General features: G+C 72.1%; 13 protein-coding genes and 1 pseudogene. 9 read left to right on the top strand and 5 right to left on the bottom strand.

Translation table 11 applies throughout. The annotated features are described in order from the left end of the window. Positions 1–7: 7 nt before the first annotated feature. The 5 genes and pseudogenes from ACFRAL_RS02690 to ACFRAL_RS02670 all read left to right on the top strand — a co-directional run bounded on the left by ACFRAL_RS02690 (position 8) and on the right by ACFRAL_RS02670 (position 4,646). Positions 8–1,309, top strand: coding sequence for a SufS family cysteine desulfurase (locus ACFRAL_RS02690; protein WP_378879424.1), 1,302 nt, complete (start codon positions 8–10; stop codon positions 1,307–1,309). Beyond that, a complete protein-coding gene (sufU, locus tag ACFRAL_RS02685; protein WP_336393938.1) occupies positions 1,306–1,758 on the top strand; it encodes a Fe-S cluster assembly sulfur transfer protein SufU in 453 nt (150 codons plus the stop codon). Before ACFRAL_RS02690 ends, sufU begins: the two co-directional genes overlap by 4 nt. Positions 1,759–1,852: 94 nt before the next feature. Next, complete coding sequence (locus tag ACFRAL_RS02680) at positions 1,853–2,305, top strand: CHRD domain-containing protein (RefSeq protein ID WP_378879421.1); 453 nt, start codon at positions 1,853–1,855, stop codon at positions 2,303–2,305. A 215-nt stretch (positions 2,306–2,520) separates the two neighbouring features. Beyond that, positions 2,521–3,969: pseudogene (locus ACFRAL_RS02675) on the top strand (DUF4118 domain-containing protein); the annotation flags it as partial. Continuing rightward, a complete protein-coding gene (locus tag ACFRAL_RS02670; RefSeq protein ID WP_336393941.1) occupies positions 3,966–4,646 on the top strand; it encodes a response regulator in 681 nt (226 codons plus the stop codon). The pseudogene ACFRAL_RS02675 and the gene ACFRAL_RS02670, both read left to right, overlap by 4 nt. A gap of 136 nt (positions 4,647–4,782) precedes the next feature. On the opposite strand, the gene ACFRAL_RS02665 is transcribed toward ACFRAL_RS02670, so the two are convergent. The 3 genes from ACFRAL_RS02665 to ACFRAL_RS02655 all read right to left on the bottom strand — a co-directional run bounded on the left by ACFRAL_RS02665 (position 4,783) and on the right by ACFRAL_RS02655 (position 7,187). After that, entirely contained in the window at positions 4,783–5,685 is a 903-nt protein-coding gene (locus ACFRAL_RS02665) for a TerC family protein (protein ID WP_336393942.1), read from the bottom strand. Between the two features lie 102 nt (positions 5,686–5,787). Beyond that, positions 5,788–6,768 (bottom strand): SRPBCC family protein, encoded by a 981-nt coding sequence (locus ACFRAL_RS02660; RefSeq protein WP_336393943.1) that lies wholly within the window; start codon positions 6,766–6,768, stop codon positions 5,788–5,790. Positions 6,769–6,770: 2 nt separating this feature from the next. Further along, on the bottom strand, positions 6,771–7,187 hold the full coding sequence (locus ACFRAL_RS02655; protein ID WP_378879415.1) for an ArsR/SmtB family transcription factor: 417 nt from the start codon (positions 7,185–7,187) through the stop codon (positions 6,771–6,773). Positions 7,188–7,332: 145 nt separating this feature from the next. Between ACFRAL_RS02655 and purL the strand changes: the two genes are divergently transcribed. The 4 genes from purL (at position 7,333) to ACFRAL_RS02635 (ending at position 11,839) form a co-directional block, all read left to right on the top strand. Further along, positions 7,333–9,666, top strand: coding sequence for a phosphoribosylformylglycinamidine synthase subunit PurL (gene purL, locus ACFRAL_RS02650; RefSeq protein ID WP_378879412.1), 2,334 nt, complete (start codon positions 7,333–7,335; stop codon positions 9,664–9,666). Between the two features lie 139 nt (positions 9,667–9,805). Next, positions 9,806–9,943: a hypothetical protein gene (locus ACFRAL_RS02645; RefSeq protein ID WP_192633022.1), complete on the top strand. Its 138-nt coding sequence runs from the start codon at positions 9,806–9,808 to the stop codon at positions 9,941–9,943. A gap of 68 nt (positions 9,944–10,011) precedes the next feature. Then, complete coding sequence (locus ACFRAL_RS02640; protein WP_378879409.1) at positions 10,012–10,809, top strand: hypothetical protein; 798 nt, start codon at positions 10,012–10,014, stop codon at positions 10,807–10,809. Positions 10,810–10,849: 40 nt separating this feature from the next. Next, positions 10,850–11,839 carry a hypothetical protein gene (locus ACFRAL_RS02635; protein WP_378879407.1) on the top strand — a complete coding sequence of 330 codons (990 nt, stop codon included), beginning with the start codon at positions 10,850–10,852 and terminating at the stop codon, positions 11,837–11,839. Between the two features lie 3 nt (positions 11,840–11,842). Here the strand turns inward: ACFRAL_RS02635 and ACFRAL_RS02630 are convergent, their stop codons facing one another. Together ACFRAL_RS02630 and ACFRAL_RS02625 are read right to left on the bottom strand one after the other, a co-directional pair. Beyond that, positions 11,843–12,955, bottom strand: a complete 1,113-nt coding sequence (locus ACFRAL_RS02630) for a 1-acyl-sn-glycerol-3-phosphate acyltransferase (protein WP_378880217.1) — start codon at positions 12,953–12,955, stop codon at positions 11,843–11,845. After that, positions 12,955–13,791 (bottom strand): patatin-like phospholipase family protein, encoded by an 837-nt coding sequence (locus ACFRAL_RS02625; RefSeq protein ID WP_378879405.1) that lies wholly within the window; start codon positions 13,789–13,791, stop codon positions 12,955–12,957. The genes ACFRAL_RS02630 and ACFRAL_RS02625 overlap by 1 nt, the downstream gene beginning before the upstream one ends. Between the last annotated feature and the right edge of the window lie 30 nt (positions 13,792–13,821).

The raw sequence follows: 13,821 nt of genomic DNA, 5'->3' as shown, positions 1-13,821 counted from the left end.
TTGAAGGGTGACCATCCCCGCATCTGCACCCTCGCCGGCTGCGCTCCTGGATGCCGAAGCCGTCCGCGCGGACTTCCCCATCCTCGGCGAGCGCGCCAACGGTCAGCGCCTGGTGTATCTCGACTCGGGTGCGACGAGCCAGAAGCCGCAGGCGGTCATCGATGCGGAGGTCGGCTTCCTCACGCGGTCCAACTCGGCCGTGCACCGCGGCGCCCACACCCTCGCCGCCGAGGCGACCGAGCTCTTCGAGGACGCCCGCGCCACCGTCGCCGGCTTCGTCGGCGCGCGGCCGGAGCAGCTCGTCTGGACGAGCGGCGCCACCGCCGGCCTCAACCTCGCCGCCTACGCCATCGGCAACGCCTCGCTCGGCCGCGGGGCGCCCGAGAGCGCCGGCTTCGCGCTGCGCCCCGGCGATGAGATCGTCGTGACCGAGGGCGAGCACCACGCCAACCTGATCCCGTGGCAGGAGCTCGCCGCGCGCACCGGCGCCGTGCTCCGCCACATCCCCGTGCGCGACGACGGGACGCTCGACACGGATGCCGCGGCCGCCGTCATCGGCGGGCGGACGCGAGTCGTCGCCTTCACGCACGTCTCCAACGTGCTCGGCATCGTCAACCCCGTCGACGAGCTCGTCGCCCTCGCGCGGGAGGTCGGCGCGCTCACCGTCCTCGACGCATGCCAGTCCGCACCCCACCTGCCGCTGGACCTGGTCGCGCTCGACGTCGACCTCGCGGTCTTCTCGGGCCACAAGATGCTCGGGCCCTACGGCGTCGGCGGGCTGTACGGGCGCTCCGAGGTGCTCGAGGCGCTGCCGCCCTTCCTCACCGGCGGGTCGATGATCACGACCGTCACCCTCGACGAGGCGGACTACCTGCCGCCCCCGCAGCGGTTCGAGGCCGGCACGCAGCCGGTCTCGCAGGCGATCGGCCTCGCCGCCGCCGTCCGCTACCTGCAGGCCATCGGCATGGACGCCGCCCATGCGCACGAGAAGGCCCTCGAGGCCCGCATGGCCGAGGGACTCCGCTCGATCCCGGGCGTGCGGCTCCTCGGCGACGCACCGGACGCGGAGCGGGTCGGACTGTGGTCGTTCGACGTCGACGGCGTGCACGCGCACGACGTGGGCCAGTTCCTCGACGCGCGCGGCGTCGCCGTGCGGGTCGGCCACCACTGCGCGCAGCCGCTGCACCGCCGCTTCGGCCTCACCGCCTCGGTGCGCGCCTCCACCGCCGTGTACAACACCGCCGACGACGTCGACGTGTTCCTCGACGCGCTGTCGGGCGTGCGCTCGTTCTTCGGAGCCGGCTCATGAGCGGGCTCGAGTCGCTGTACCAGGAGCTGATCCTCGACCACTCCAAGCGACCGCACGGCAAGGGCCTGGGCGACGAGACCGGGCGGGTCGCCTCGTCGTACCAGCGCAACCCCATCTGCGGCGATGAGATCACGCTGCGGGTCCGCCTGTCCGACGACGGCACCACGGTCGACGAGGTGACGTGGGACGGCGCCGGCTGCTCCATCTCACAGGCGTCGGCGTCGATGCTCGCCGCGCTGGTCGAGGAGGAGGGACGGATGCCGCGGGCCGAGGCATCCGCTCTCATCGACGGCTTCCGCGAGGCGCTGCGCTCCCGCGGCGAGATCGCGCTCGACGAGGAGGTCTTCGGCGACGCCGCCGCCCTGTCGGGCGTCTCGAAGTTCACGGCGCGCGTCAAGTGCGCGATGCTCGCGTGGGTCGCGTTCGAGGACGCCGTCTCGCGCGCCTGACCCGACCCCTGGTGGCGCCGCGCGCGTGGTGCAAGACTTCGCACAGCCGCGTCTGCGGAGGGGTGGGCGCGGGACGGGACGAGGGAGGAAGTCCATGCGCAAGCCACTTTTCATCGGACTGGTGACGGGTCTGGCCGCGACGCTGGTGTTCGCGGGCGCCGCGCAGGCGGAGGACGGCGGGAGGCCGTTCACGGTTCCGCTGTCGGGTGCTGCCGAGGTGCCGGGGCCGGGTGATCCCGATGCGAGCGGAACGGCGTCGCTGCGGCTCAACCCGGGGCAGGGAGAGGTCTGCCTCGACATCGACTGGGCCGACGTCGACGGCACCGTCTTCGCCGGGCACATCCACGTGGGCACGGCGGATGCGGCAGGACCCGTGGTCGTCTCGCTGTTCTCCGGCGCGTTCACCGGCACCGACAGCGTCAGCGGCTGCGTGGCCGCCGACCGCGAGCTGATCCTCGCCATCATGCGCGATCCCGACAACTACTACGTCAACGTCCACAGCCTGCCCAGCTTCCCCGCCGGCGCCGTCCGCGGCCAGCTGGGGTAGCTCCCGGGCTGCCGATGGCGTGGGGCGGATGCCGCCGCCCCACGCGCCGCGACCTGGGGACCTGCGACCCCCGCGGCATCGCGGTCCCCGCGGTGGCGTTCGGATTCCGTGAGGACACCCGTCGTGGCACGGCTGCCGGGTCGTAGGGTGGCGGCATGGAGCGCGGCGGCGACGGGGTGCAGTCCCGGGAGGAGCCCGACGTCGGCGAGCCGCGCGCCCGCGGCGACCGGTTCACGCTGCCCCGCGTGAGCGGCGGGGTCCTGGGCCGGCGGCGCCGGCTGCTCGGCTTCGGCCTGGCGCTCGTGGGCGGGCCGCTGCTGACGTGGTTCCTGGTGGGCATCCGCAGCGACGAGACCATCACCAGCGACGTGCTGGCGTACCAGCTGCTGGTCGTGCTGGTCTCGCTCGTCGGCGGGATCTGGCCGGCGGTGTTCGCGGCCGTGATGTCGGCGCTGACCCTCAACTACTTCTTCGTCGAGCCGTACTACACCGCCTCGATCGCCGACCCCCGGAACGTCTGGGCGCTCGTGCTGTACGTCGTGATCGCGGTGCTCGTGAGCTTCGTCGTCGACCGGGCCGCTCGCGCGGCGCGGGCGGCGCACCGCGCGGAAGCGGAGGCGGAGCTGCTCGCGACCGTCGCCGGCAGCGTGCTGCGCGGCGACTCCGGGGTGCTCGCGCTCATCAGCCGCACCCGGGAGTCCCTCGGCCTCGCCGGCGTGCGCCTCGTCGACGCCGACGGCACCGTGCTCGCCACCGACGGCGAGCCGGTGCGCGACGGCCGCTTCGACGCGGTCACGGTCGGCCGGCGCAACGGCGGGCCGCCCGCGATGCTCGAGTTGCACGGCCACGTCCTGGACGCCTCGGAGCGACGCCTCATCGACGCGGTCCGGGCGCAGCTCTCGGCCGCCCTCGAGCACACCGACCTCACCCGCACGGCGCGGGAGGCCGATGCGCTGGCCGAGACCGACCAGGTGCGCAGCGCGCTGCTCTCGGCCGTGAGCCACGACCTGCGGCGTCCCCTCTCCGCCGCGGTCGCCGCCGTCGGCGGACTCCGCGCGGCGGGGGCGAACCTGTCGGCCGATGACCGCGACGAGCTGATCGCGACGGCCGACGAATCCCTCGCGACGCTGTCGGCCCTGGTCACCGACCTCCTCGACGTGAGCCGGGTGCAGGCGGGGGTGCTCGCCGTGTCGCTGCAGCGGGTGGACAGCGCCGAGATCGTGCTCGCCGCCCTCGACGAGCTGAACGGGGGGCCCGAGCGGTTCGACCTCGCCCTGGACCCGGACCTGCCGCCTCTGAAGGCCGATCCCGTGCTGCTGCAGCGGGTGCTGGTGAACGTGCTCGCCAACGCCGCCCGCCATGCGCCCGCCGGTTCGCTCGTGCGCGTGTCGTCGAGACGCTTCGGCCGGACCGCCGAGATCCGCGTCCTCGACCACGGCGCCGGCATCCCTCCGGAGCGCCGCGACGACATGTTCACGCCGTTCCAGCGCCTCGGCGACACCGACAACACCGCCGGCCTCGGCCTCGGACTGGCGCTGTCGAAGGGATTCGCGGAGGGCATGGGCGGTACGCTCGCGCCGGAGGACACCCCCGGGGGCGGCCTCACGATGGTCATCTCGCTCCCCGTGGCCGACGATCACGTCCCGGAAGGAGCCGCTGCGTGAAGGTCCTCATCGCCGACGACGACCCCCAGCTGGTGAGGGCGCTGCGGATCACCCTCGCCGCGCACGGCTACGAGGTCATCGCCGCGCCCGACGGCGCTGCCGCGATCGCGCTGGCTGCGAAGGAGCACCCCGACATCGTGATGGTGGACCTCGGGATGCCGCGCCTCGACGGCGTGCAGGTGATCCAGGCGCTGCGGGGCTGGACCGCCGCCCCGATCATCGTGGTGTCCGGCCGGACCGGCTCCGGCGACAAGGTCGACGCACTCGATGCCGGAGCCGACGACTACGTCACCAAGCCGTTCCAGGTCGACGAGCTGCTGGCGCGACTGCGGGCGCTCTCGCGACGCGCGGGCGCGGCATCCGGTGCCCCCGTCGTCACGTTCGGGGACGTCGTGGTCGACCTCTCCACCAAGTCGGTGACCCGCTCCGGCGAGCGCGTGCACCTCACCCCCACGGAGTGGCGCATCCTCGAGTTCCTCGTACGCAACCCCGGTTCGCTCGTGACGCGGCAGACGCTGCTCAAGGACATCTGGGGCACCGAGCAGGTCGCCGACACCGGCTATCTGCGCCTGTACATGTCGCAGCTGCGCAAGAAGCTCGAGGCCGACCCCGGCCACCCCGCGCACCTGCTCACCGAGTCGGGCATGGGCTACCGGCTGCTCGCCGACCCGGCCTGAGCCCTCGCGTCGACGACCGACGGCTTATTCGGGTTTGGGGCGCGCCGCGGACGGTCGGGGCGTGCCGCGCGCGCCCCGAACGGTCGCGCGGCGCCCCAAACCCCGGAGACTTCGCGTCAAGCGGCGGGGCGCCTGGTCAGCCGAGGCCCTGGCGCTCGGCGCGGGCGTCGGGCGCGGCATCCCCCGACACCGGCTTCGACGAGAGGCCGACGGAGCCTCCCGACGCCCCACCCGAAAGGGCGGCCGAGACCGCGACCGACTCGTCGACGTCGGGGTACTGCGGACGCAGCTGCACCGCGTGCGGCTCCCGCTTGTCGCGCTTGGCCTTGCGTGCGGAGTAGGCGAGGTTGAGGGCCTCGACGAAGATCGCGAAGGCCATCGGGCCGTAGATGAAGGCCTTGTCGATCTTGATCTCGAAGCCCTCCGCCACGAGGAAGACGCCGATGAGCAGCAGGAACGACAGCGCGAGCATCTTCACCGTGGGGTGCTTGTTGACGAACGCGAAGATGAAGCGCGAGGCGAACAGCATGATGCCGAACGACAGCACGACGACGGTGATGATCACGACGAGGTTCTCGGTCATACCGACCGCGGTGATCACGGAGTCCAGCGAGAAGACGAGGTCGAGCAGCAGGATCTGCAGCAGCACCGACCCGAACGTGATCGTCTTGCGTCCGACGCCGCCGTGCTCCTCCTCGGCGCCCTCCAGCTTGTGGTGGATCTCGGTGACCGCCTTGTAGACGAGGAAGAGGCCACCGGCGATGAGGATGAGGTCCTTCCACGAGAAGCCCATCTCGCCGACGAAGAACACGTCGTTCTTCAGCGTGATGATCCACCCGGCGAACAGCACCAGGACCACGCGCATCACCATCGCCAGGGTCAGGCCGAGGTTGCGCGCCTTCGCCTGCTGCTCCTTGGGCAGCTTGGACGCGAGGATCGAGATGAAGATGACGTTGTCGACGCCGAGGACGATCTCGAGCACGAACAGCGTGATGAACACGGCGATGAGATCGGGCGTGAATGCGAAGGAGAAGTCCACGTCACGATCGTAGGCGGCGGTGACCGACATCCCGGCCGAACTCGGCCGGACGACGGAGCGGGACGGATGCCGCGGCATCCGTCCCGCTCGTGCGCGGGGTGGTCAGACCCCGGCGAGCACGCCCTCGAGACGGGCGTAGCTGGCTTCCATGCCGTCGGTCATGCCGGTGGCGAGCACCATGTCGCGGGTCTGCGAGTCCGGATACTCGATGAGGACCGTGATGAGGGTCACGCCGTCCTCCTCCTCGAGGGTCAGGTCGTTGAGCGTCGACGGGTAGTCCGTCCCCGTCATGTGCTCGGTCGTGACCGCGCGGCGCGGCGGCTCCGACAGGAGGGTCTCCCCGTCGAACCCGAAGCGCTCGCCCGGAGCGCCCTCGACGGGCTCCCACTCGTAGCGGTAGCGTCCGCCGACCGACGGGTCGACCTCGCACACCGACATGCGCCACCCGTCGGGGCCGAGCATCCACTTCTGGAGCAGCTCGGGCTCCTGGTGCGCGCGCCACACCAGGTCGATCGGGCCCTCGATGAGACGCGTGATGCGCACGTGGGTGTCGTCGAGGATCTCGGTCTGCGTGCCCTTGCCGGCCGCGTACTCGCGCAGGCCCGCGAGCACCTTGTCGAGCTGGTTGATCGCCATCGTCGAGCCCTCGACCGCGCCCATCGCGACCACCTGCTCGAGCGCCTGCGCCGAGTCGAAGTGGGTGGTGTTCACCAGCCGGGAGCCGGTGGGCGTCTGCTCGAACGTGAACACCATGCGGGAGGTCGGCATCTCGGCCAGCACCTCGCCCTGCTCATCGGCGAACGAGTCGAGCGCCGAGAACGTGCGGGGCCCGTCGATCTCGAGGAACTCCCACACCCCGTGGAACTGCTCGCCCTTGGGGCTGGTCATGTGGTACCGCGCCCGGCCCCCGGCGGTGAGGTCGAACTCGGTGAAGGTGGCGGGGTACCCGGGCGGGCCCCAGAACCGCTCGAGCTGGCGCGGATCGGTGAAAGCGCTCCACAGCCGGTCGACGGGAGCCGCGAAGTCGGCCGTCAGCGTCATGGTGAGCGCTTCGGCGTCGGTGGTGACATCGGTGACGGGCATCGTCATTCTCCTTCGTTGCGGGGGTCGTTCTTCTTCGTGCGTTCTTCGGTGGTGCGCGGGGCGCCGGCGGGGCCGGCAGGGCCGGCAGGTTCTGCCAGCAGAGCGTCGAGCCGGTCGATGCGAGCGCGCCACAGGTCCTCGTAGCGGGCCAGCAGTGCGCGGGCGCGGGCGATCATCGTGGGATCCGCCCGGACGAGGCGCTCGCGCCCTTCGGCCCGCTTGACGATGAGCCCCGCGGCCTCGAGCACGCCGACGTGCTTCTGCACGGCCGCGAAGGACATGTCGTACTCGCGTGCCAGCGCCGAGACGGAGTGCTCGCCGTCGATCGTCCGACGCAGGATGTCGCGCCTCGTGGCCGCGGCCAGCGCGTGGAACACGCGGTCGATCTCGTCATCGCTGAGCTCAATTCCTACAACCATTTGGTTGTAGGTTACGGCGGGGCGCGGCATCCGTCAACCCCTTTCTCGAGCGCGACCCCCGCGATCGGCCGGCATCCGTCACCCCGTGTCGCGCCGAACTAGACTGGACCGGTCCGGCATCCCCCGAATCCTGGAGTTGAGCCGCGTGACCACCCCCTCCCAGGCCGCTGTCGCCGACACCGTCGAGAACGCCGCCACCACTCCGGAGAAGGAGCAGCCGTACGCGGCGCTCGGCCTCAAGGACGACGAGTACGCGCAGATCCGCGAGATCCTCGGCCGCCGCCCCACGTCGGGCGAGCTGGCGATGTACTCCGTGATGTGGTCGGAGCACTGCTCCTACAAGTCCTCGAAGATCTACCTGCGCCAGTTCGGCCAGAAGGTCTCGGACGAGATGAAGGAACGGCTCATGGTCGGCATGGGCCAGAACGCCGGCGTCGTCGACATCGGCGAGGGCTGGGCGGTCACCTTCAAGGTGGAGTCGCACAACCACCCGAGCTACATCGAGCCCTTCCAGGGCGCCGCGACCGGCGTCGGCGGCATCGTGCGCGACATCATCTCGATGGGCGCGCGCCCGGTCGCCGTGATGGACCAGCTGCGCTTCGGCGCCATCGACAACCCCGACACCGCGCGCTTGGTGCACGGCGTCGTGAGCGGCATCTCGTTCTACGGCAACTGCCTCGGCCTGCCCAACATCGGCGGCGAGACCGTGTTCGATGCGGTCTACCAGGGCAACCCGCTCGTCAACGCCCTCGCGGTGGGCGTGCTTCGCCACGAGGACCTCAAGCTCGCCAACGCGTCCGGCGCCGGCAACAAGGTCGTGCTCTTCGGCGCCCGCACCGGCGGCGACGGCATCGGCGGGGCATCCATCCTCGCCTCCGACACCTTCGCCGACGGCGGTCCCACCAAGCGCCCCGCGGTGCAGGTCGGCGACCCGTTCGCCGAGAAGGTGCTCATCGAGTGCTGCCTCGAGCTGTACCAGGGCGAGCTCGTCGAGGCCATCCAGGACCTCGGCGCGGCCGGCATCTCGTGCGCGACGTCGGAGCTCGCCGCCAACGGCGGCTCGGGCATGCGCGTCGACCTCGAGAAGGTGCTGCTGCGCGACCCCACGCTCACGCCCGAGGAGATCCTCATGAGCGAGAGCCAGGAGCGCATGATGGCGATCGTCTCGCCGGAGAAGCTCGACGCGTTCCTCGCCGTCACGGCCAAGTGGGACGTCGAGACGTCGGTGCTCGGCGAGGTGACCGGCGACGGACGCCTGCAGATCTTCTGGCACGGCGAGCAGATCGTCGACGTCGACCCGTCGACCGTCGCGGTGGACGGCCCGGTGTACGAGCGTCCCGTGGCCTATCCGACCTGGATCGATGCGCTCCGCGACGACTCCGCCTCCGCACTGCCGCGCTCGAGCGACGCCGACACGCTGCGCGAGCAGTTCACGACCCTCGTCGCGAGCCCGAACCTCGCCGACACGTCGTGGGTGACCAACCAGTACGACTACTACGTCATGGGCAACACGGCGCTGTCGTTCCCCGACGACGCGGGGATGATCCGCGTCGACGAGCACTCCGGCCTCGGCTTCGCGATCGCGACCGACTGCAACGGGCGCTACTGCCAGCTCGACCCGTACCAGGGCGCGAAGCTCGCCCTCGCCGAGGCGTACCGCAACGTCGCCGTCACGGGCGCGCAGCCCACCGCGGTGACCGACTGCCTCAACTTCGGCAGCCCCGAGAACCCCGAGGTCATGTGGCAGTTCTCGCAGTCGGTCGAGGGACTGTCGGACGGATGCCTCGAACTCGGCGTCCCCGTCACGGGCGGCAACGTCTCGTTCTACAACCAGACCGGCGACCAGCCGATCTTCCCGACCCCCGTCGTGGGCGTGCTCGGGATCATCGACGACGTCGCGCGCCGCATCCCGTCGGGCTGGCAGGACGCCGGCGAGAACATCTACCTGCTCGGCGTCACCGCCACCGAGCTCTCGGGCTCGCAATGGGCCGGGACCATCCACGGCCACCTCGGCGGTCGCCCGCCGGCCGTCGACCTCGCGCAGGAGAAGAAGCTCGCCGACCTGCTCCACGCGGCCGGGCAGCAGTCGCTCGTCTCGTCGGCGCACGACCTGTCGTCGGGCGGCCTCGCGCAGGCCCTCGCCGAGGCCGTCATCCGCTTCGGCGTCGGCGCGCGCGTGTGGCTGAACGAGATCCAGGAGCGCGACGGGGTGGATGCCGCGACCGCGCTCTTCTCGGAGTCGACCGGCCGCGTCATCGTGAGCGTGCCGCGCGAGGACGACGTGAAGTTCCGCGGGCTCTGCGAGGGCCGCGGCTACCCGGTGCTGCGCATCGGCGTGACCGACTCCGCGGCCGACGGCGACGAGCCGGCGCTCGAGGTGCAGGGCCTGTTCACGGTGCCTCTGGCCGAGCTGCGGGGCCTGTCGACCTCGACCCTCCCCGACGCCTTCGGCCCGATCGTCACCGAGCACACGGCCTGACCGGGCTGAGCTTCACCCCCAACTCCCCGGTTTGGGGCGCACCGCGTGCGTTCGGGGCGCGCCGGACGCGCCCCGAACGGACGGGATGCGCCCCGAACGCGACGCGTCCCACCCTGAACCCACAAGTAGGATGAGTCGCATGGCGGCGGACGACGACGAGTACAGCGGTTTCAACGACACGCGGCAGCGTCGCGTCAAGATCATCGCGTGGGTGACGATCGTCGCCCTCATCCTCGTCGGCGGCGGCGCCACCGTCTTCGCCCTGCTCTTCGGCTGACGGAGCGCCCGACCGCGCACAGCAGACTCCCGGCGACGACCGCGCTATATCGCGACTAGCATGGCACCGTGGAGACGATCCTCCTCGTCATGTCGTCCTGGTGGTGGGTCGCCCCGGCAGCCGCAGGCGCCGGAGCGGCGACCTACGCCGGGCTGACGACGCGCAGCCGTCGCGCGCGTCGTCTCGAACTCGACGCCGCGCGGCACGAGGAGTCGCAGGCCTACCGGGCGCTCGTCGCGGCGAAGGCGCGCGTGCGGACCGCTCAGGCCGAGGCGCTCACGACGAAGTCCGCCGGTCCGGTGCGCGCGTACGACGCCCGGCGCGCGCTGCAGGCCGCGAAGCAGGCGGAGAGAAACGCGTCGCTCGAGCTGCGGGCGAGCCGGTCCCGCGTGAAGGCGGGCTACTCGCAGTATCGGGCCGCCGCCGCACACGACCCGCTGCCGATCGAGCGGCTGTGCGCCGTGCACGACGCGGTCAACGCGCGCTGGCTCGCGTACGAGACCGACGTCGACAAGGCGCTGGCTCATCCGCAGATGACCGATACGCGGCATCCGGCCACCGTCGCCTTCCTCCTCGCACAGCGCGAGGCGCTCTCGAAGCGGCCGATGCTGCGCGACCGCGTGACGCCGCAGCAGTTCGCCGAGTACCGCGTCGCGGTGCGCCACCTGGAGGCCGCGTTCGACGAGGCCGAGCGCCAGGCCGGCGTGCCCGGCGCGGCGCGCGCGACGTCGCCCGCCGCGGCCACGGCCGCGAGCATCAGCGCGGCGGCCACCGCCATCGCCGAGCTGGCCGACCGGCTGCCGTCGCTGCTGGCGAAGCTCCCGCAGCCCCGGCAGGGCGAGCCGCCCGCTGGCAGGGTGCCCTGAGGAGAGAGCGGCGGTCGACGGCGGCCGTTAGCATGACAGGGTGGAGCCGTTCTTCGAGTTCCTGCGCGACTTCTGGTGGCTGGCCTTCCCAGCGTTCGGCCTTCTTGCCGCCGTCGGAAACGCGTGGGAGCAGAGCGCGAGACGCCGGCATAAGCGGCGGCTCGAGATGATGCACGCCAAGGCCGAGCTCAAGGCGGCACAGGCGGCGGCCCGCGGCAAGGCGGTGCCGGCGGCATCCCTCCCCTCCGTCACCGGTCCCACCGCCGTCGCCGAAGCGGGCCCGGCCGGCCGCGAGACCCAGGCAACCCAGCTCGAGCGGCTCTTCGCGACCCACGACTCGGTCACCTCGCGATGGCTGGAGTACGAGCTCGACGTCGCGAAGATCATCGCCTTCCCGGCGATGAGCGACGGCCGTCAACCGCTGACGGCCGCGTTCCTGCGCGCCAAGCGCATCGCCGACGGGCTGCGCCCCGCGTCGTCGAAGGCGCGGCTGACGAGAGACCAGCTCGCCGAGTACCGCAACGCCGTGGCCGACTTCGAGGTCGCCTTCGACGTCGCCGAACGCGACGCGCGGCGCCTGCGCGACTCGAGCTTCACCGAGATGGAGCGCAAGCGGCTCGACACGGCGAAGAAGCTGCTGACCGTGGCGATCGACGAGGCCGCCACTCCCGCGGAGCGCCAGCTGGCGTACCGCCGTGTGCGTGAAGAGCTCGACGGGCTCATCTCGCTCTCGGACGAGGCGATCGAGGTGCTCGAGAACAAGGTCATGCTCGAGCTCGGCCCGACGACCGCGGCGCCTGCGCCCGCGACCTCCGCTCCCGCATCCGATGCCCCGGCCTCGCCGCCGACGACGACACCGACGGCGTCGCCAGCGGCGTCACCGGCCGCCCCGGCCTCGCCGGTCGCCGAGCCGCTTCCCGCGCCCACCCCGCAGCGCCCCAGCTCCACGCCGCCGGCCACGTGGCCGGTGCCCTCGCGCGGCCACGGCGACGCCCCCGGACGCGTGGTGCACCCGAAGCCGCACCGCTGAGGCTCAGCGGCCGAGCTCGGGGTGCGCGTCGATCCATGCGTCGATCCGCGCGAACCAGTCGAACAGCCAGACGGCGCGCGCGTCGATGCCCTCCGGCACGTCCGCGCGGGGGACGCGCCAGGCGCACATGGTGACGCGCTTGTCCATCGGCAGCTCCCGCCAGATGTCGCGGAGCGTCGCCAGGCGGTCGAGACCGGTGTGGGCGATGAAGACGACGTCCGCGGTCGGCGCCGCGTCCAGCGCCGCGTGGATGCCGCCCGGCTGCGGCGCCATCACGTGGAGGAGCGCCTCGGCGCGCACGGCCAGACTCTCGCGCCCGGCATCGCGCAGCCGCTTGATGCGCGCCAGCCGGCGACCCGGGGTCACGTTGCCGCCCTCGGGGAAGATGACGAAGGTGTCGTCCGGCCCGAGATCCTCGGCCAGCTGGGCGAGCGCCCGCTCCACCTCCATCCCGCCGCCGCGGGGCGCGCGGTCGAAGCCGGTGGGCACGATGAACCGCGACGGCACGCGGTGCAGCAGGATGTCGATCGCGGGATCCCACTGCAGCGTGTACTTCAGGACGATCCGGGGGCGCCGGCCGGCCTCGTTCAACAGGGTGTGGATCAGGATGAAGGAGTCGCCCGGTCCCCCGTGCCGGCTCGCGACGATGAGCGGTGTGCCCGGCGCGAACAGGGCGTCGAAGGCGTCGGGGCCGGCGGCCGCCCCCGAGATGAGGTCCGCGGCCGGGTCGCCGGTGGCGGCATCCGGCAGCGCGTCGTCGGAGCCGGTGGTCGAGATGGTCAGGCGCAGGACGCTCCCGAAGATGCGGAAGAGGACGCGCAGCCCCCACGCGCCGAGGCGATAGTGCGCGGTCACGAACCCCGGCCGTCGCAGCGCATAGCCGAAGCCCGACCCGACCCATAAGCCGAACAGCGCCACGACCATCACGGCGTCCCACAGCAGGTACACCGTGATCAGCCACAGCATGCGGGGCAGCCGGAACCGGCCGGGCACCAACGACGTCAGCGCCAGCCCCACGAGCAGCCACAGCGGGGTGAGCGCCAGCATGAGAACCGCCGCCACGATCACCAGCGGTGCGAGAAGGATGCGTCGCAGCCACGTCGGCGGGAGCCGCATCACGCACCGCCGGGGATGAGGCCGCCCACGCGGAGGAACTCGCGGCTCGCCTCGTAGGCGCGGTCGATACGCCCCCGCACGGTGTCCATGCGCCGGTACGACAGGAGCGTGTCGTCGCCGTCCGTCCCGCCGCTGGGCAGCACGTGGAGGGTGACGCCCTCGGGGATGGTGGCCATGTCGCGCGCATACCGGTGCCGGCGCGCGACCTCGAAGGCCACCCGGGCCGTGTCGACGGCGGACTGGGGCGCCTCGAGCGGCGCCTCGACGCGGCCCACCTGCAGCACGAAGACGGTGCGGGCGCCCACTTCCACGGCGTGGGAGATCGGGATGGAGTTGACGATGCCGCCGTCGATGAAGTGCTCGTCGCCGATGCGGGTGGGCGGCAGCAGGCCGGGCACGGATGCCGAGGCCAGCACGGCGTCGATGAGCGGCCCGGAGTCGAACACCTGCTCGGCGGCGCGCTCGATGCTCGCGGCGACGACGCGCAGGCGCACCGGCAGATCCTCGAACCTCGTGTCCGCCCCGAGCGCCCGCTCGAGCAGCCGCCGCAGCGGCGTCGGCGAGTTCAGATGCGTCCTCGTCCTCACGAGGCGCGTGAACTGGGCGAACAGCGAGTCCCCGTACACGGCGCTCGCCTCGGGCGACGTCCACGCGTCGAGCAGGCGCTCGATCACGGCGGGCCGCGGGTCGCTGGCCACGAGCGCGCCGTTGATCGCGCCGATGGAGGTGCCGACGATGAGGTCGGGACGGATGCCGGACTCCAGCAGGGCACGCAGCATGCCGATCTGCACGGCACCCCGGACCCCGCCGCCGCCCAGGACGAACGCCACCGTCATGCCCACACCCTAGTGCGGGGCGCGGTGGCG

It is taken from the genome of Microbacterium sp. NPDC056736, from assembly GCF_042790415.1.
Lineage (GTDB): Bacteria > Actinomycetota > Actinomycetes > Actinomycetales > Microbacteriaceae > Microbacterium.
The sequence above is the reverse complement of the archived record's forward strand: the minus strand, read 5'-3'. Positions and strand labels throughout refer to the sequence as shown.

Bases quoted from the DNA above. Each gene is read 5' to 3' on its own strand.
- sufU (WP_336393938.1), top strand. From the start codon at position 1,306: ATGAGCGGGCTCGAGTCGCTGTACCAGGAGCTGATCCTCGACCACTCC.
- ACFRAL_RS02680 (WP_378879421.1), top strand. From the start codon at position 1,853: ATGCGCAAGCCACTTTTCATCGGACTGGTGACGGGTCTGGCCGCGACG.
- ACFRAL_RS02660 (WP_336393943.1), bottom strand. From the start codon at position 6,768: ATGCCCGTCACCGATGTCACCACCGACGCCGAAGCGCTCACCATGACG.
- ACFRAL_RS02655 (WP_378879415.1), bottom strand. From the start codon at position 7,187: ATGGTTGTAGGAATTGAGCTCAGCGATGACGAGATCGACCGCGTGTTC.
- ACFRAL_RS02645 (WP_192633022.1), top strand. From the start codon at position 9,806: ATGGCGGCGGACGACGACGAGTACAGCGGTTTCAACGACACGCGGCAG.
- ACFRAL_RS02630 (WP_378880217.1), bottom strand. From the start codon at position 12,955: ATGCGGCTCCCGCCGACGTGGCTGCGACGCATCCTTCTCGCACCGCTG.
- ACFRAL_RS02625 (WP_378879405.1), bottom strand. From the start codon at position 13,791: ATGACGGTGGCGTTCGTCCTGGGCGGCGGCGGGGTCCGGGGTGCCGTG.